This is a genomic window from Streptomyces sp. NPDC005533 (assembly GCF_042871845.1).
Lineage (GTDB): Bacteria > Actinomycetota > Actinomycetes > Streptomycetales > Streptomycetaceae > Streptomyces.
Map to the genome: position 1 here is coordinate 1 of NZ_JBIAJH010000072.1, position 17,667 is coordinate 17,667.

Genomic DNA, 17,667 nt, shown 5'->3' on the forward strand with positions numbered 1-17,667 from the left:
GCCGTCGGGATCGGTGATGACCTGCAGGTTCACGCCGTGGCGGCGGTGTCTTCCCGAGTAGTCGGCGCGACTGTCGCCGACCCGGTCGCACTCGGCGAGGGTCCCGTCGAGCAGGACGTAGCTTGCGTCGGCTTCCCTCAGGGCAGCCGTGAGGCCCGGTGCCCGGCCGGCCAGGAGTGTCACGACGGCGTGGACGTAGGCGTGGGCCGTGCCGACGCTGATCCCGAAACCGGCCGCGAGCTGGGCCAGGGTCTCGTTCTTCCGTAAGTACACCAGTGCGGCCATGGCACGGCCCGAAGGCGGGAGCTTGCACCGCCGGTCACCCTCCCGGGTGACGATCAGCATCGTGACCCACTCCACGAGTGCATGCGGGACATCGAGTGCGGCACGATAGGGAACCAACAGAGCCCCAAGGCTGAAGAGTTGAGCGTAGACACCTTGCTCAACAGCCCTGGGGCTCTGCCCGTTCCACGGTCACTCCGCCGTCACCCGATCGGTGGCCCAGCTGAAAAGGCTCACTGTGCCAGCATGGCGCCTGTCATGGCCTTGCGCCGGTACCTTTCCGCGTCTATCCGACGCTTGGTCAGCGCAGGTCGCGGCTCAGGAATTCGGGTGCGCTCGGGCTGCATACAACGATGCCCTGCGGACCCGCGAGGATGCCCGTAAAGCCGGGCTTCCGTTCGTCACCTCGGCCGGGCTGTCCAGGCGCTCACAGCCTCGGAGAAGACTCCGGGCGGGCATGGCTCGCGGAGGTGTCGTCGGTGGTACTCCAGCAGTCTCTCCGGGGCCTGGACACCGCATACAAGTTCTTCGACGGCCCGAAGGTGGGAAGCTGCGGCTTCGGAGGACCGGCGATGTGCGGGTGAAGTGGTCCCGTGCTCTGCCGTCGGTGCCGTCCACGGTAACCGGGGTCAAAGACTCCGCAGGCTTCGCTTCGTTCGTGGTCGGACGAAACATTTCCCCAGGTCGCGCCCGTGGTCGGCACCGACCTGGGACTGCACACTTCGCGATCCTCGCCGTCGGCAGGAAGAACGGTAACCCGCGCTTCCTGCGCCGGGGCGGGATGAAGCTGAAGAAGGCGCAGCGGGACCTGTCTCGCAAGGTCAAGAGGGCCGCGCACCGGGCCAGGGCCCGGCTCAAGGTTGCCCGCGCCCACGTACGATATCCCCGGCCTCGGGCCTGGCACCCCATCCAATTAGTCTTGCTGCCGTCACCGCCAGACAGGTTTTGGCTGCTCTCTTTAGGTAGGCGCGGACGGAGAATTCCCAGACCTATGGAAGTCTACGACTCGAGCCCCGGTCAGGAGGCGGTGTTGAGTGTAAATCAACACTGCCAACGACCGGGACCTGCGTTCCCGCTCCCTGAACTGCTCTCACCTGATAGGCCCAGAATGAAAGAAGCTCACTTATGGAACGTGACGATTAACTTAAGGCAGACCAGGGTGACAAGCTACCGCCAAGGACGAATTTCGATTCAAGAAAATACAGTGCACTCTTCCCGTTGACCAGCTTGGTGGTCGCGCTGTCATAGGAGGGCATAGACGCGGGGAAACCCTTGGCCCCCTGGGTCCACTCCACCAGCTTCGCGCTATCGCCAAGACCGGTTGCCGTGTTGTAGAAGCCCGTCGACGCCGCCAGCCTGGCAATCAGCTGGCCTGTCTGCTGATCAATGCTCTTCAGGCGCTCAATTTTCGCGACAGCCTTCACGTAGATGGAAGGACTTCCCGGGGCCGTAGGCTTGGCAAGCTTCCAAATATCCGGCTGCTTGAAATCCATCCCAATCTGCGTGAGATATATTTCAGCATCCCGGAAGTTAATCCTGTGGGAGTTAACCGTCTGGTTGCTTAGGCTCAAGATCGCGTCATACCCGTCCGAATACTTAGCGTGTTCCGCGCCAAGACTCTCGGCCGCTAGACTCTTACCAGCATATGTATTCAGGCGAGTGTAATCCAGCCAGAAACTCGCGCTCGTACCCTTAACCTTGTCATCCGGCTGCGGCGCCGCCGTGGCAATGAGATCCATCGTCTTCGCCACCGCGGCAGCGAAACCATCCTTGACCCCTGCCGTCCTGTATGACATCCAGTACAGCTTAAGAAAATTGTCCGAAGTTACCAAGCTCGCAGCGGTATCCTTAAGGGCCGTGTCCGGCTTCTTGACGCCTGTCTTACCCTGCAGGTACTCCGTGACCTTGCCGACAACTGTCGCAGTATCCCCGAGCTCTGTGGCCTTGAGGACCGAGGCCGCTCCCTCGAGTAATGCATCGCTGAAAGCGTGGCCTGCATACTCTCCCATCAACGGAGCATCCCGCCAGAGTTTCACCCCTACGCCCTCCTTGGCCGCCACTATACCAATCCGGTCCATCGTGGTCGTCGCCGCGTCACTAACCCTGGAAGCTCCAGCCGGCTTATTGTTGTACACCGCCTTGTACAGCTTAATAAAGTCAGGCTTGGCAGCCAAGCTCGCAGCAGTTCTCCTAATCGCGAGCTTGTCAACCTCAGAACTCGAACTCGAGTCGGCAGACGACTTTCCGCCCACGGTCTTCGTACCCGCAGATGCCTTACCCTCCAGATACTTTGCGAGCTCATCTACAGTCGTTGTCGCATCCTGGGCAAGCCCGTCCCCTTTGAGCGCTGTGTATGCCTTGTCGAGCAGGCCTGCGAGGCCGGCGTACTCCTCCATCAAGGGAGCATCCGTCCACAGCTTGTCCCCGGTACCGTCCTTGGCCGCTTCCGCACCGATACGGTCCAGCGTTTTCATTACCGCCTTCTCGATCCTGTCAACGCTGTCTGGCTCCGCCTTGTAAAACGCCTCGAAAAGCGTGCGGAAGTTCAGCTCGTCTGCCAGGCTCACAGCAGTCCGGTCGGCTGTCGCATCGTCGGCGCCCGACTTTGTCCGCACGTAACTGGAAACATTTTCGAGGACTTGGGCGGCCTCCAGCCGGTCAAACCCGTTATTCTGCAACGGGTTATAAGCCCCAAGTAAGTAAGACATGTCGAGGCCGGAAGTAGCGCGCTTTGACCGGGCGTGTTCATCCTCCTTGGCCTTCGACGCGGGCCACGGAATATCCGTGCCTGAGTCAAACCACTCCAGCAACTTGTTTATATCACCGTGCGTGGTGCCCGCGGCTCGAAAGCGGATCGCCAGCAAGTCGATCAGCAGATTCGTCTGCTCCTCATCCCTGGCACTATATTCGTGCAGGACGACGACGAGCCGCACATACTTAGACGGAAAGATACCGTCAGCCTTTGACGCCAAATCCCAAATCTTTGAGAGACCGAAATCAGCGGCAAGCCGCGTTAAATACCTTCGAATAGAATTTCCATCCACTCCATAGTATGTCGCACCGAGGGTGGCGTCGTATATCTCTGCCACCTGATCATCGTAGCCCTCAAGGGATTTCTTAAGCATGGTCATACCTATATATTGTTCCACGCTTCTGGCATCAAAGGTTAACCTGGTCCAGAAGGCTTCCTTTGAGAGGCCGTTAGGCTGCGACGCTTCAACACTGTTGAATATTTTGTCCACCGCACGTTTTAATTCATCGTCACTAATGTCGCCGTAATGATCCGACTCCAGGTAGTCCGCCTCTACACTTTTCCCCTGCTGCTTACTCGTAATATACAGAGCCCGGCGAAATTCCGGCGTCATTGATATTCGATCAGCGGTGATTCGGATAGGACCTTCAGGCTGGAACCACGAAGTCTTGTAACCGATGAGTCTGGAGAAAATTTTGGCTTTAACCACTTGGATCTGCGCCTCACTCAATCCCATCGTCGGAAGTCCCAGAGAACTACGGCGCGCCCCGAGGCCTTTATACCAGGCGGTGTCGCCAGATTCCTCACTGAATTTCTTCATACCCTGGTCCCACCCCGCACTGTTCATGGTGGCCAGTTTCTGCCGGAAATCACTATTGAATAGCAAAGATTCCGCGACATCTCTATCACTGACACCGAAGAAAACTGCGAGCGCCTTAATGCGGTGCCCCACGTCCTCAGAGGAGACGCCATACCAGTACATCATCTGCTTCGCCATCAGCACAGGATCGGCAGAGTGCACAATATCTTGAAGGTACACAATCTCGCCCTTGGGGGACGGCACGCTCTGTTTGAAATATGTTACAAGCTTTGAGGGCAACGGCTTCACAGGGGGTTTTGCTGTCGCATTGCCGCCGTACAGCACCGCTAGGTTTTTTATCTTGTCTTGCGCCGCGGAGACGTCTGTAGGCGTCCCATCGCTCCCCGTGGTACTCGCCAGAATGAAGGCGGCGACCCGCACGTACATACTCGGAGCCTCGCCCGGCTTGGGCTGCGCGGCCTTCCATACGCCGCCTTCAGCGTTGAAGTCGAAATATTTCTCCATTTCAGACAGGAGAATATGTGCGTGCCAGAAGCTCACCCCGATCGCGGCCGCGCTGATCGCCGCGTCGTACTGGTCCGAAAGGGATTGGTTGTACACCCCAGAGAAGCCGCTCGTGGCAGTGCCCTTGGCTAGCCCCTTCTTCGCAGCGTCTTCCAGCTTGACGTCGGAGTTCCTCTGCCAGTCCGCGTCGGCCACCGCAACGGCGTCCGTCACCGCCTTCCGGGCCGCGGCAGTGAGGGCATGGGTCCTGGCCATTTCGGGGTTGTCTTTTAAATACTTGCTATTTTCCAGCCAAAGGAGCTTGCGGAAGTTGATCCCGACGGCCAGTTTGGCGGCATCCAGCCAGGTGGCATCTTTGAATCCTGCATCGATCAGGCCCTGCCTGACGCCGTCGATGGCCGTATTAGAGTAGTATCCATCGAAGCCGGCTAGCTCCAGTGAGTTGCACGCCATATGTGTGACAGTTTGATCGTCGACCAGATCGGTCGCCTTCGTCAGATCTCGCCACCTGTAATATCCGACACCCTCCCTGGGCCTGAGGTCACCGTAACCATTTGTGGACGATCCTGCATTCGTGGCGGGAGTGATCCTGTCGTCAGTGGCAATCCATGAGACGTTGTCGTTGACCGCCATGCGTACGCCGCGCAAGTCATCCCTCATGACCAGCATGTCGATAGGGGCGGCCCCAACGCGGCTCGCCCAGCCGCTGACCCCGAAGATATTGATTGTGCCCAATATCATGTTTATAATAGACACAATGTCACCGCTAAGACCTCTCGCGATTGAGATGCCCATACGTGCGGCCCAGGTGAGAATGGACTCGACATAGTCGGTGCTCGAAATGTTCGCCTTCTGGTCCTTGGCGACCTTAATTCCCTCTTTCTTGATGGCCTCGACCAAATCTTTACCGAAAGCGGTTGTACTTTCGAGGGCTTTTTGTATCGTGGTCCCGTTCTTCCTGCCCCAGATGTCTGCGAAGCCGTTGACGAGTGTCGCCGCGCTCCCGTTCAATGTGAGGAGCCGCGACTGAAGCGTCTTCAACATCTCACGATCGCGTGTGCCGTCGGCTATTTCCTGGGGCGTCCATTTTCTGGCCAGCAGATCCGCGACCTCCTTGGTCCATTTTGTCTGCCAATCTTGGAGGCCCTTGATCCCGCCCCTTATGACTCCCTCTTCTGCCACACCGGTGATATTGCCCCACCCCTGCGGCACTCCCGACGCCATGCTGCCGGCCGCGGCCGCCATGTCGGCAAGGACATACACCAACTTCAGCTGCGACAGAACGTAAATATTGTCCGAAGAAGTATTATTCTGCACGTTCACCTGGACCCTCCGCTTGTCGCCCTCAGGCCAGTTGGCCCAGTCCAGGAAACTCGTAGAAAGGTCGAAGTCCTGTAGGTAAAAATTGTCCGACTTGCCGTTAATCCAATCGTATCCAGCTTTTGCTCCCTCCCAAGAGGTAAAGCAGTTGAACTCGCTGGGTGCGGCCGCCCTGGCCGAGGTAATGCTGGCCAAATTAGCAACGCCCGCGCCCGCCCCCACAACCCCGAAGGAAAGAACCACAGCCACAGCACGGTTCGCCACGGCAACCGAAACCGTACTCGACCTCTTACGACGTGTACTCATTTCTTCTCCCATGCAAAGAAGAGGCTACAAGGCGGCCATCGCCCCAGCCCGAACCCACAGTCCATCCAGGAACGTCTCGCTCAATGACAAGCCGCTACAAGAGAGAGGGCCCAGCAGCCGGAACATGACGGGCGGCGGTGAGCCTTTGCAGTGGCGAGTATCCAGAGCGAGGTGGGCTGCGGCCGTCGGCGTGAGTTGGCCGGGGCTGTGCCGGGCCTGGGGGAGGTTGTGCATGGTCCTGATGGGGGCAGGGGTTCTTTCGACGGGCTGCCGGGGGATGGAGGGGATCCGGCTGATGGTCTTCTGTTCTGCGGAGGGCCCGGCCGTTGGCGGCAGGGCCCTGTGGCGATGTTGCCGTGCGCTTGCTGCCGGCTTGGCCGTACTCGGCGAGCGTCCCGGGGAGCAGGACGTGCCCGGTATCCGCTGATGCCAGTGCCGGAGCGGGGCCAGGAGTGTGATGACGCCGTGGGTGCTGGCGTGAGTGGTGCCCATGCTGGTCCCGGACGCGGCTGCCCGTTATTCCTGAGGTACCCCGGGGAGACCAGGGCCGCTGAGGGCGGGCGCTTACGCCATCTGTCACCCTTACAGGTGGTGATCAGCATCGTCACGAAGGGGTGTGGGACGTGCAGTGCGGCACGCTAGGGAACCAACAGAGCCCGCAGGCTGCAGAGTTGAGTGGTGACGCCTTGCCGGGCAGTCCCGGGCTCTGCCCGTTCCGCGGCCCTCGCCACCTGATCAGCGGCCAAGCAGAAAAGTCTGAGGACCAATTCGAATGGGTTTTTCGCATCTGCTGACGGTGTGCCAGTTTATGGCTTTTCCGGGTTCACTTGTGGGGGTCCGCCAGGGTGCGGCAGAGCGCTTGGGTGAGTGAACCCTTTTCATCCCACCTCTCAGTGGGTGAGTTGCTGGTCAGGCCAGGCCGAGCATGCCCACGGGACGAGGGAAGGGTGCGCAGGTCGGCGGCGGTGCTGTTGTGCCCGGCGGCGCGGAGAGTGCTTATCGCCGTGTTCCGCAGTCGCCATGTTCTCAGGTCCGTGTTCGGTGCGGATCTTCGAAGTGTTTCTCGGCGAATGCGGGTATCCCACACGAAGTGGACCCGGTTCTCAACCGCCCATTATGGCCTTGCGGGCTGTCCCATCCGCTGCGGTGATGCCTGGCAGGGCGTCAGGCCGCTGATCACGCAGACGCTCTGCCGGGTGGCCTTGCCGGTCCGCAGGCCTGCCCGGCAGGACCAAGGACCTGAAGGCCGCCCGCGCGCACGCCATCACCGGCGTCTGCACACGGCTCGACATCGAAGTCCTGGCCGGCAAGGGCTATCAGGGTGCCGACGGCACCGTCATCACCCCCATCAAGCGCCGGCACAGCACCGGACTGCCCGACAAGCACAAGGCGCTGGACAAAGTCCACGCCGCGCTGCGTGCTCCTGTTGAGCAATCTCCCTGATCAAGCAGGGGAGGATACTCCACCACGCCCGCATCAGCCCGAGCAGACTCACGTCAACCGCTGTAGCCATCCTCATCCTCATGAACCGCACAGGGAAATGCCTCACGGATCCTAAGATCAGCCGGCGTGACAGCGCCCCGCCCTGGTCTTCCTCAATGACCCGTCACGGAGGGGTTAAGGCTTGTTGATTCCACACGGCCCCCTGCCGCCCGTCGAATGGCGATGCGGTCGGTGAGCCACCGCTTAGATGAGGCAGGCATGAGCAGGTACATGTAGTTGACGTAGTCCAGCCAGCCACGTTCCGTGAGCCGGATGGTGCCGGGTTCCGATTCGTCGGCCAGCCCTCCTGCGAGGGATGAATCAAGAGCATCGAGGACTTCGGCCGGCACGGCGGACCAGTCCACCCGGGTCCGGTCCAACGACCCCCGATACGGGAATCCGACCACGCCTCGCTCGGCGGCAGGCCCAGTGGAAAAGCCAACCCGGACCTCGTCACGTTGGCCTGCCAACTCCACGTAGCGCCGGCGGTCGCCTTCGGTGTACACATTCGTCCCGGGCAGGATGGAATAGGCTCCGGCACCGAACCCCAGGACGATGTCGTCGGCGTACCCATAGACGATGTCGTGATATAGGAAGGTCCGGTGGCTACTCACGGGGTGCCGATCAGAACGAGACCGAGGAGCTGGTGCAAAGGAGTATCCGCTCACCGGCAGGTAGTCCGCAATGCGGAGTTGCTCGCGGATTCGACGCCGGAAGCGGCGGCGGGTCGCCGCGTCCAGCATCGGCGCCGACGCGAGGTCCGCAGCGGTGTGGAGGCGGGGTTGCGCGGCCAGGTTGTTGAGTGGGTAAAAGTCGATGGTCGACGAGTCCAGTGCCCCGACCATCTCGATGTCGCGGAGCAACTCGGCCTCTGTCTGCCCGGGCAGACCGTAGATGACGTCGATGTTCGTAGTCGTGAATCGTTCGTTGGCCAGAGCGGCGGTTTGCTCGACCTGGGCCAGAGAAGCGGTCAGCGCCAGCAGTCGGCGAAGCCGCGGTGAAAGAGTTTGGACCCCGAAACTCACGCGGTTCACGCCGACATCGCACAAGGCATCCATAACCGGTCCGCTGGCACTCTTGGCTTCGAGCTCACAGCTGAATTCCTCCACGCCGGACAGGTCGACGTGCTCGGCAAGCGAGGCTCCGAGCCGACGAAGGTCGTCCGGGGAAACCACGGACGGCGTGCCACCTCCGATAAACACGGCGTCAGGCCGCAGGATGCAGCCGAGCCCGTCGGTGACGGTCCGGATCTCCTGAATAAGTGCGTTGACGTATAGTGTCACTTCGTCGTAGTCCTGGAATCGTCCCCGACTGAACGGGCAGAACGAACAGATCGTGTCGCAAAACGGGATGTGCAGGTATAGTGCGGTCCGGCGGCCCTCCGCGGCCATTCGGCCGATCGCAGGCAGCGAGAAGCGTTTACCCACTCGGCTGCGGTCGAATGGGTAGTACCAGTTGAACAGGGGCAACTGATGCTGGAACGTCATCTGGCCTCTGTCGTCGACTGTTACCCCGAGGTCGAAGACCGGCGAGCTCGCGAGGTCAGACATCGACAGAGACTGACTCGCACGCGGCACCCACATCTCTCAGCCCCATGTGCAGATAGCGTCGGAACAGGGCCGGATCCAAGACTTCGACGGACGTCCGATCGCCTCGGGGTCGCAGTAGGTAGGACCTTTCGCAGTGTGTGGGAGATCCTGTCACGGGAGCACGCTTTGAAAGATCAACTGAACTTGCAAAGAGTACAGGAACTGAGGTCGTCGATGCAGCGTGCAACGCATGGTCAAGGCGCAGCAGGTCCGCGGCGAACGCGCGCGCAGGTGAATCGACCATGGCGAGGAACTCCTCGTCGCGGAATGGCACCACAAGCTGAGCGACATCCTGGCGTGTGAGAAGGGCCAGTTGGTGCTCGAAATTTCTCAGGACTGAGAGCGGCGAACGGCCAAGATCATTCAGGACGTAGCTCATACTGAAGGGAAGACGAAAGAGAGCGATATTGAAAAAATTTACAAGGTTCAGATAGGTTGTGGCGTCGACGGACGACTTTCGGTAGTCCAGGAGATAGTGGCTGCTGAATACGAACGGGTCGGCTTGCACCATGGCATGATGCACCGGCTCGTGGAACGCACTCATTGTTCCGTTCGCGATCTCCTCGGAGTAGACGAGGTCATCCTGGTATTGCTTAGCAAATTCGGTGCCGGTGTACGGACTGAGCATGTTCAGGAAAGATCGGCGGGCGCCTCGCACCTTGCTCTCGAAGGCAAGACGAATCGTCGCATCCACGTCCGATGTGCCCTCGGAGGGGAAGCCGAGAATGAACGACGTTGTGGGCGCGATGCCGACCTCAGTGCAAAATTCAATGGCCGCACGGATCTTCCCGACACGAAGTCGCTTCTTGATGTCTCGTTGGGTGGCCTCGGACGCCGACTCGACACCGAAGAAGATGTAGTCGCACCCGGACCGGGCAGCCGCCGCGGCGGTCTCGGCGTCGATAGTATCGACACGCGAACTGAATCCCCAGCGGATGCGTAACTGGCGGCGGTCGATCTCTGCCGCGATGTCACGGATCAAAGATTTCCGTGTCGTGAGGTTGTCGTGGATCAGATTAAAGGCTGTTGCGCCGTAATGGGTGGACAAGTCCTGAAACTCGTCGACGATGCGTTCGGCATCCATGTTCCGGTAGCGGCGTTGCCATACGATTGAGGTCGAACAGAAAGAACAATTGAACGGGCATCCGCTTCCGGCGTACACCTCAAAATATTCGCTTGCCGACAGCGCTACGTAACTTGGAACGTCCACCAGGTCGTAGGCTGGGCGGGGCGAGCCCGCGAGATCCGACATGAGCGGCCGCGCAGGCGTGAGAACGCTGTGACCGTCCGTCCGGTACGCAATGCCTGCCACGGAGGCCAAGTCTGTACCGGCCATGACAGCCGTGATCAACTCTGGATAGGTGATCTCGCCTTCGCCGACTACGGCGGTGTCGACGCCGGGATAGCGGTTCAAGGTTTCCAAAGGGCACAAGGACACGTGTGGCCCGCCCAAGGTCACATGCGCCGCCGGTGACTCGTGCTTGACCTCGCGTGCCAAGTCGAGCGCTAGGGCATAGTTGCTGCACATTGCGGTAATTCCGACACAATCAGGCTCATAGTCGGCGATAACCGACCATGCTCGACGGGCAAAACCACCGTCGAGCCACGTGGGGTCAACTTCCTTAAGGTAGTCGAAGTCGAAAACTGCGACGTGATGTCCGGCGGCCCGCAGGGCTGAAGCCAGGATCAACAGGTTCAACGGGTATCCGTTGAAGTCATTCGTTGACAGCAGGGGACGGACAAGAGCCACCCGGGCCGACGGGGCTGCAGGCACCGTCTACCACTGCGAGATGGTGAGACGGTTCAACGCCGCAGCGTTAACAATCAAGCTGTCATGCGAATCCAGTCTCTGGAACACGGTCAGAACGGTCTGGGAACCAGGCTTAGTATTGAAATCTGTCGGCGAATCGTGACCGATAGGCCCCATGCACAGCTTCAAAGTGTCGCCCTCAAGCTGGATCAACCCCCGCCTCGGTGCACCCAGGAACGGGCCATCGCTCTCCTTATAGATATAGATGACCTCGATCGGCGACTTACTCGTGTCGAGAGAGAAAGTTCCTGCGTGACGGCCCACACCACCGTCGACGGAGAAAGCATTCTCTTCGAACCGGTGGGTCAAACCCGCAAAGTCCTCGACCGGCGACATCCTCCCATCTGCTTCGGAATAGACCGCACGCCAAGCGCCCGCCAACGCTTTAGTGAAAGTGTTTGGGTTAGGTGTGCAGTCCGTGCGCTCAATCGACATGGCAACGTCCTTACTTCTGTTAACCCGGAAACTTGCAGACGTGAGTGTCCGCTCTTCCTTGTTACCATCAGGAAGGCTGGTTGTCTCACGCAGCGCCCCTCCTGCCAATATTCAGTGCCCCATCTGGAGTAATTCTCAGGTTTGTCACGGCAGTTGCAGATAGTTCCGCGATGTGCCCCCTTGTAGCTGGTCGGTCACGGCAGCTGCAGTGAGTGGAAGTATCTGTGGCGTGCCGCCGATCAGGACGTCAATGTCCTCGACATCCTCGCCCAGCACCACCCGACAAGGCCGCTGCCGGCAGGCTCTTCGGGACTCTTCAAGACCCCACAGCGAGTGCTCAGGGTGATCGTCATGGACAAGCTCCGCTCCTACGGCGCCGCCACCGCGAGGTGATGCCCCCGTTCGGGCATCGCTCCCGCAAGAGCTTGAACAACCGGGCGGAGACGCCAGTCCCTCGCCAGCATGAACGCGAGATGAAAGGATTCCGCAGCCCAGGCGGAGCACAACGGTGACTGTCGGCTCCACTGGGATCCCACTCTCCCTTCCGGCCCCACCGGAATCTGATGACAGCCGGCCGCTACCGCCTAGAAACGAGCATCCGCTTCACCATCTGAAACCAGATCACCAGCGACGTCGGCCTACCCGCCACAGCCTGAACAGCAGTCCCCCTGCCCTCTGACACGTCCTGATGCATCCTCAGCCGGCCACGACACCGATGACGCCACCACGCCCCCGCGGCCTTCGACACCAGGCGCGGTCGGGCGGGCGGTAGCCGACATACCGCGGAGTCATGGGACGTGAGCGGAATACCTTCTCGTACGTACGGCAGCTCCCACCGTGATCGCGGCAAACGGCCTGCACCATGCCCCGACAGGTGTGGCCGGCGCTGTGGATCACGTCAAATGAAGCTCGTGCCCCCTCGCCGTCAACCAGTGGCGAATGCGGACAGCAGAGCGTCTGCCCGGATCTCCAGTTCGGCCATCTCGATACCGCTCACGGTCACGGAGAGCTCGTCACCGCCCACCGAGCGAGCAAGCCAGACATCAACCTGATGAAGGTCGCCGACCAGGGGATACGCGTACCAGCGTTCAGCTCGCTCGTCATCGGTCCCCGCCAGCGCCACCGTCTTCCAGTCGGTGACGTCGAAGTCATAGCCGACGTAGTGCGACAGTAACTCCATGAAAGACCGCAGGTTGCGCCCCCCGATCCATCCACCGACTTCTGTCACGGTTCCGCCCTCCCGAACGAGAAGGACAGCATGTCACGAGCCGGTTTGTGATCAGCCTGTCGCGGCAGAGGTCGGGAACGCGAACGAGAGATACGGGTGCAGATCACTCTGACTTGCCGAACATTCCGCTGAACGGTCAGGGTCGGATCCGCCAGCCGGTGGTCTCTCTTGGACGCTGTCCCGACCCTATCTGCACGGCCTGCGAGTGGGGTGGCGGCAGAGTGTTGAGGGGGCGTGGCCAACGGGGCACCCCGCTGGACCTGTCAGATCACCGCAGCTAACCTGACAGGTAAATAGCAGCAGGTCAGGTTGGATTTGGGCATGGCTGGGCGGTGGCCGGCGGCCGTTGGCGATTGCCGGGTGCCCGGTTCGGGGAGAGTCAAGCCGCGGTTTCCATCAAGTTGAGGGTGATGATGTAGCCGAGTTGGTAGAGCCGGGTGGTCGCGCGGTGCGCGGCCCCGTTCGGGGCCCCGCTGGGTGAAGTCGGTGCCGCCGGGCGTTGTCTCGTTACTGACTTCAGCTCGTCAGGGGGATTGCTTGTGAAGTCGCTGATGGACTTGGGCGGGTGACTGTACCCGTGGTGTGAGGTATGCGAATGGGGGCGGGTTGACCGCCGTCAGCGCCGTGAAGCGACGAGCGGCGTCATGTATTTTGAGGCCGCAGGCATCCCCGTCAAGCCCACCTCCGAGGAGGCGATCGCCCTGGACCTGCTCCTTGACCCCGCCTGCACCGCTGGGATGGTCGGCGCTCTGCTACGAACCTGGCCCACCCTGACCTGCCGCTCGGACCCAGCCCGCACGCCCCGCTACGGTCTGCGCCCCCTGCCCTCAGCAGTCCGCTGTGTGATGGCCGTCCGGGCGCGGTGTGCATACCCCGGTACCCGCCCGTCCCGGGGCGGTCACAAGGAACCCCGTGTGGACTCGCGGGACGCCCCGGTCTGGGCAGTCCCGGTGGAGTCCCCTCCCGTGGTGTAGCCGGTCAAGCTGCGGGAGTGCGCGGGAGGATGCCCGGGGCGCACTGCTGTTGGTGGCTGCCGTTCCTTGACGCGAGGCGGGCCGTCACGTAAGCCCTTGAGAACCACAGTGGTGTGCCGTCTGGACCGGCGATGGCCTGCGCGTTCATTCGGTGCCGACAGTGCTTCATCGGGTCGGACGGCTCATCGGCAGCGGTCCGGTCCGTGCCGATGAGGGTGGCGTCAATGATGACGAAGTCGCCCGCACCCAGGCCGGGTAGAGCCTCGTGCAGGTCCGGGACAGAGCCCCTGGGACGCCGGAGGGTTGGGTAACGTGACCCACGCCAACGGGCAGAGGCCCTGCCTCGTCACCTCCGCCCCTCTGAAAAGCACGTTCACCCCATCAGAGCCGGGACGAAAAGGTTTTACTGAGCGAGGAACGACTGTCCGTACTCCTGTTTCGGCTTTTCCTGCTCGAGCAGATTGTCCGAGGCCCGCTGCATGGCAGCGGCCCAGCGCATCGCGTCTTCGGCGACATCGGTGACATCGCCGAAGTGGTCTGCTCCCACTGTGCTGCTGTTCTTGCCGCGGGTGCAAGGCTCGCAGTTGGTGACCAGTTGTCGGCTGTGTCGCATGAGGGCGTCCTTCGGCGAGATCCGGTGCTGGTGGATGAAGTGGGGCTTGTGAGCCGCTGCGTGAGCCCGGTGGGTGATTCGAGCGCCCCGCTTTCACGCCCATTCACCCCCTTTTCTGATATGCCCGAGCTGCGCCAGGCTGTTCCCGATCTGGGCGGACTGATGCAGCTCTGTCCGATGGGGCTGCCTGGCCCAGACCGGAAGGTGTGCGATGCAGCGATTCTCTTCTCTCTACCCCCGCCTGGCCGTAGCGGCCAGCGCGTTCGTCCTGATGTTGGGCGGCCTGGTCGCCGAGCCGGCCGCAGCCTCGGCGGCCGTGTTCACCTGTGACGGGCTGCCCGCCACGATCACCGGCACCAATGGTCCCGACACCCTCACTGGCACGCCGCTGAACGACGTGATCGTCGGGCTGGGCGGGAACGACACCATCAGCGGTCTGGGCGGCGACGACCGGATCTGTGGAGACGGCGGCGACGACACCATCTACGGCGAGGTGGAATTTCCCGGCCCACTACTGTTCGCCGGCGGTAATGATCACATCTTTGGCGGCGGTGGCAACGACACTCTGTTCGGCGAGTTCCGGGACTTCACGACCGTGGCCGGTGCCGCAGCGCTAACCGTGGCGAACGAGATCGACGGTGGCGAAGGAAACGACACGATCTACGGAAATGCGGCGACGATTACCGTCGGTGCCGGCATCGCCCTCAATGCTGGGGGCAACACGATCTACGGTCGCGAAGGTGCCGACACCATCTACGGGGGTGCGAAGACCTACCACCTGACCGGCACCGTCACCGTTGTCGAGGGCGCCGACGACTTCATCGACGGCGGCGGTGGCACCGACGTGCTCTACGGTGACTTCGAGACCCTCACCGGTGCCCCATCGTCGTACATCAGCTCAGGGCACGATGACACGATCCTCGCGGGGGGCGGCGGCGACACGATCTTTGGCGACGTCAAGTTCGGGGAGGATGTGTTGCTGCCGGTGGAGAACGGTTTCTCCGACCACATCGACGGCGGGATCGGCATCGACAGCGGTGACGCCGGACCCGGTACCGACACCTGCACCAACACCGAAACCGTCACCGACTGCGAACTCTGACGCCCCCCGGCTGGCGCTACCGGGACTAATCGCAGTTGGCCGTCCTTAAGGGCGGTGGTGAAGCGATTCTCGGGGCTGCTGTGACCTGCAGGTCACAGCGAGCGATTCTGCTGCTCGATGTACTGACGGACAATCGACAACGGCGCCCCGCCGACCGACCCGGCGAAGTGTGATCCGGACCACAGATGCTGGAATATAAGGCAGCCCGGTACGGGCGCACCTTCCACCGCATCGGCCGCTTCGAACCCACCTCTCAGGTGTGCTCACAGTGCGGCGCCAAGGCCGGCCCCAAACCCCTCCACATCCGTACGTGGGTGTGCGCGGCGTGCGGGGCCGTCCTCGATCGGCACATCAACGCGGCGGTCAACGTCGCCAAGGCCGCCGGACTGGCGGTCACGCTGCGGAGCGCGGGTAAGACCGGGACTCGTCCCGGCACAGAGCGAAGAAACAGGAACCCACCGAGACGGTCAACCGACCGCGGTAGGAAACCCCGCCCTTTAGGGCGGGGAGCGGAAGTCAATCGTCCACGCCGTTCGGGCGCGCCGCGAGCGCCCTTGGGGACGTCGAGGCGCTCCAGCAGCCCCCGGCGGAACTCCGGCTCCCGCGACATCCTCGTCCTGCGGGCCTGCGTTGAAGGCGAATGCGCTAAGCACTGAGGGACCATTCGAATGTGGTTTGCCGCGTCTGGTGACGGTGTGGGCGGCTGGTGGCGTTTTCGGGTTCACCTGCGGAGGCCCCTCGGGGTGCGGTAGACCGGTTGAGTGAGCGTGTCAATGCTCCCGCAGAATTGAGCACGCTCTGCTCCCGCAGAATTGACCCCCTGGGGTTGGTTCAGTCTCGGTGTCTGCGGCTCTCCTTGGCGAGGAGTTCGCGTCGTGGGCGGGTGCGGTAGGAGTCGCCGGTGAGGGTGAGGACCTCGGCGTGGTGGACGAGGCGGTCGATCATGGCGGCTGCGACGACATCGTCGGAGAAGGTCTCTCCCCACCGTCCGAAGGGCAGGTTCGAGGTCACCATCACCGAGCCCTGTTCGCAGCGGGACGCGATCAGTTGGAAGAACAGGTTCGCGGCGTCCTGGTCGAAGGGGATGTAGCCGACCTCGTCAATGATGATCAGCCGGTAGCGGCGGATCTTCTTCAGCTCGGTCTCGAGGTGGCCGGCCTGGTGGGCGGGGGCGAGGCGGGTGATCCAGTTGCTCGCCGTGTCGAACAGGACGGAGTGGCCGGCGTGGGCCGCCCTGGCTCCGAGGCCGATGGCGGGGTGGGTCTTGCCGATCCGGGGCGGCCCGAGTAGGACCACGTTCTCCGCCTTCGCAACGGACATCCCGGTCGCCAAGTGCGCGAGGACGTCCCGGCGGAGTGAGGGCAGGTGGTCGAGGTTGAAGTCCTCGAGCGTCTTGACCTGCGGAAGGTAGGCGGTGCAGATGCGCATCACGGTGCCCTTGGACTCGCGGTCGGCGACCTGCCTCTGCAGCAGAGTCGCCCGATACTCCTCGTGGGACCAGTTCTCATCGAAGTCGACGCCGAACAGGGCGTCGTAGTCGGACAGGGCGCGAAGGGCGACGGCATGGCCGTCGAGGTGCCGGCCGCAGTGGAACAGCCGGCCGAGGAGGCGATTGAACAGGTGCCGTTGAGCTTGCGCGTGCCAGTCGCCGACGTCCCGCCGATGTCGGTAGTGGGCCTGCGCGCTGGGTGATGATCGCAGGGATGAGAAGGCCTAGAGGTAGCCAGCGTGGGGTAGCCGGTTGTTCTTCACCAGATAGCCCAGAAGCCCAACCACTTGCCTCCGGAACCACCTTCACAACCGATTAGGGGCCTTCGCGTCAGGCACCCTCACAGTTCTGACCGCCCGCTCGGTCCGGCGGTGGCCGTTTCTAAGCGATCGAAAGAGATGGGTAGCCATCGTCGGCAGGCCCCAGAACAGGGCTGCCTCCCAGCCGTCCGTTGACCTGAATCGTTCCGGCTTTCGTGGAGACTTCAGATTGTGGTTGGGATGTGGGTTTCGTGGTTGCTTCGTAGTGGTCGAGCTCGACGGGTGGGATGTGCCCTATCTCACCGTGCAGTCGCCGGTGGTTGTACCAGGCGGTCGGCGGAGAGCTGACATGTCCAGCGCTCGGGGGCCGTGTGCGCCGTGGGGCGGTGGGAGCCACGGGGGACCCACGGTGAACTCGAGGCCCGGCTGTTCGTACATCCTCGCCGTTCGCGCGGCCAGGCTGAAATCGATGAGGCTCAATTCCTTCTTTACATCCTTTTCCTCCGGTGGTGACATAGATCCGCCAGAAGTCTGCAAGAATAATTCGGAGTATCATGTCCAGGGTCATCGTCACCAGCGGATTAGCAGCCATCCTCATGGCTATTTCATCGACTTCTCCGGCCAGTGCCGCGCAGCACGCTCCCCTTGTGCCGCCACCTGAAAGAATTGCGATTGACCTTGTCAATGTGAACGGATCGGGG

Annotated in this window: 13 protein-coding genes and 2 pseudogenes; 6 read left to right on the plus strand and 9 right to left on the minus strand. The window is 61.9% G+C overall.

The annotated features are described in order from the left end of the window. Positions 1-402 (minus strand): transposase family protein (locus tag ACFYP3_RS35040; RefSeq protein ID WP_388841823.1); only part of this gene is annotated, 402 nt, incomplete at its 3' end. A gap of 118 nt (positions 403-520) precedes the next feature. On the opposite strand from ACFYP3_RS35040, the gene ACFYP3_RS35045 reads away from it, so the two are divergent. After that, the gene (locus ACFYP3_RS35045) at positions 521-1,504 is read left to right on the plus strand and encodes a helix-turn-helix domain-containing protein (protein ID WP_388841853.1); all 984 of its coding nucleotides are present in this window, start codon (positions 521-523) and stop codon (positions 1,502-1,504) included. Here ACFYP3_RS35045 and ACFYP3_RS35050 read toward each other — a convergent pair. Further along, a complete protein-coding gene (locus ACFYP3_RS35050; RefSeq protein WP_388841826.1) occupies positions 1,422-5,942 on the minus strand; it encodes a hypothetical protein in 4,521 nt (1,506 codons plus the stop codon). The two genes, ACFYP3_RS35045 and ACFYP3_RS35050, sit on opposite strands and share 83 nt — an antisense overlap. A 1,260-nt stretch (positions 5,943-7,202) precedes the next feature. Here ACFYP3_RS35050 and ACFYP3_RS35055 point away from each other — a divergent pair. Continuing rightward, a complete protein-coding gene (locus ACFYP3_RS35055) occupies positions 7,203-7,427 on the plus strand; it encodes a hypothetical protein (RefSeq protein WP_388841856.1) in 225 nt (74 codons plus the stop codon). Positions 7,428-7,579: 152 nt separating this feature from the next. Here the strand turns inward: ACFYP3_RS35055 and ACFYP3_RS35060 are convergent, their stop codons facing one another. Genes ACFYP3_RS35060 through ACFYP3_RS35070 form a run of 3 tightly spaced genes read right to left on the minus strand, consistent with a single transcriptional unit; the run spans position 7,580 to position 11,300 of the window. Beyond that, positions 7,580-9,016, minus strand: coding sequence for a radical SAM protein (locus ACFYP3_RS35060; protein WP_388841829.1), 1,437 nt, complete (start codon positions 9,014-9,016; stop codon positions 7,580-7,582). Beyond that, on the minus strand, positions 9,009-10,829 hold the full coding sequence (locus ACFYP3_RS35065; RefSeq protein WP_388841832.1) for a B12-binding domain-containing radical SAM protein: 1,821 nt from the start codon (positions 10,827-10,829) through the stop codon (positions 9,009-9,011). The genes ACFYP3_RS35060 and ACFYP3_RS35065 overlap by 8 nt, the downstream gene beginning before the upstream one ends. A 3-nt stretch (positions 10,830-10,832) precedes the next feature. Further along, positions 10,833-11,300, minus strand: a complete 468-nt coding sequence (locus tag ACFYP3_RS35070) for a TIGR03067 domain-containing protein (protein ID WP_388841835.1) — start codon at positions 11,298-11,300, stop codon at positions 10,833-10,835. A gap of 345 nt (positions 11,301-11,645) precedes the next feature. Between ACFYP3_RS35070 and ACFYP3_RS35075 the strand changes: the two are divergent. Next, a pseudogene (locus ACFYP3_RS35075) lies at positions 11,646-11,809 on the plus strand (IS6 family transposase); the annotation flags it as partial. Between the two features lie 416 nt (positions 11,810-12,225). Here the strand turns inward: ACFYP3_RS35075 and ACFYP3_RS35080 are convergent. After that, entirely contained in the window at positions 12,226-12,528 is a 303-nt protein-coding gene (locus ACFYP3_RS35080) for a hypothetical protein (RefSeq protein ID WP_388841838.1), read from the minus strand. Positions 12,529-13,905: 1,377 nt separating this feature from the next. After that, the gene (locus ACFYP3_RS35085; protein WP_388841841.1) at positions 13,906-14,115 is read right to left on the minus strand and encodes a hypothetical protein; all 210 of its coding nucleotides are present in this window, start codon (positions 14,113-14,115) and stop codon (positions 13,906-13,908) included. A gap of 211 nt (positions 14,116-14,326) precedes the next feature. On the opposite strand from ACFYP3_RS35085, the gene ACFYP3_RS35090 reads away from it, so the two are divergent. After that, positions 14,327-15,217 carry a calcium-binding protein gene (locus tag ACFYP3_RS35090; RefSeq protein ID WP_388841845.1) on the plus strand — a complete coding sequence of 297 codons (891 nt, stop codon included), beginning with the start codon at positions 14,327-14,329 and terminating at the stop codon, positions 15,215-15,217. A 92-nt stretch (positions 15,218-15,309) separates the two neighbouring features. Here ACFYP3_RS35090 and ACFYP3_RS35095 read toward each other — a convergent pair. Then, positions 15,310-15,402, minus strand: a pseudogene (locus ACFYP3_RS35095) (transposase); the annotation flags it as partial. Between ACFYP3_RS35095 and ACFYP3_RS35100 the strand changes: the two are divergent. Then, positions 15,403-15,873 carry a zinc ribbon domain-containing protein gene (locus tag ACFYP3_RS35100; RefSeq protein ID WP_388841848.1) on the plus strand — a complete coding sequence of 157 codons (471 nt, stop codon included), beginning with the start codon at positions 15,403-15,405 and terminating at the stop codon, positions 15,871-15,873. A gap of 175 nt (positions 15,874-16,048) precedes the next feature. Here ACFYP3_RS35100 and istB read toward each other — a convergent pair whose 3' ends face one another. Next, complete coding sequence (gene istB / locus ACFYP3_RS35105; protein ID WP_388841859.1) at positions 16,049-16,762, minus strand: IS21-like element helper ATPase IstB; 714 nt, start codon at positions 16,760-16,762, stop codon at positions 16,049-16,051. Here istB and ACFYP3_RS35110 point away from each other — a divergent pair. Beyond that, entirely contained in the window at positions 16,709-16,909 is a 201-nt protein-coding gene (locus ACFYP3_RS35110; RefSeq protein WP_388841850.1) for a hypothetical protein, read from the plus strand. The genes istB and ACFYP3_RS35110 overlap by 54 nt on opposite strands. Positions 16,910-17,667: the final 758 nt, after the last annotated feature.

What these genes read in the sequence shown, in the direction of transcription:
- ACFYP3_RS35060 (WP_388841829.1), bottom strand. Translation starts at nt 9,016, where the DNA reads ATGTCTGACCTCGCGAGCTCGCCGGTCTTCGACCTCGGGGTAACAGTC.
- ACFYP3_RS35070 (WP_388841835.1), bottom strand. Translation starts at nt 11,300, where the DNA reads ATGTCGATTGAGCGCACGGACTGCACACCTAACCCAAACACTTTCACT.
- ACFYP3_RS35085 (WP_388841841.1), bottom strand. Translation starts at nt 14,115, where the DNA reads ATGCGACACAGCCGACAACTGGTCACCAACTGCGAGCCTTGCACCCGC.
- ACFYP3_RS35100 (WP_388841848.1), top strand. Translation starts at nt 15,403, where the DNA reads ATGCTGGAATATAAGGCAGCCCGGTACGGGCGCACCTTCCACCGCATC.
- ACFYP3_RS35090 (WP_388841845.1), top strand. Translation starts at nt 14,327, where the DNA reads ATGCAGCGATTCTCTTCTCTCTACCCCCGCCTGGCCGTAGCGGCCAGC.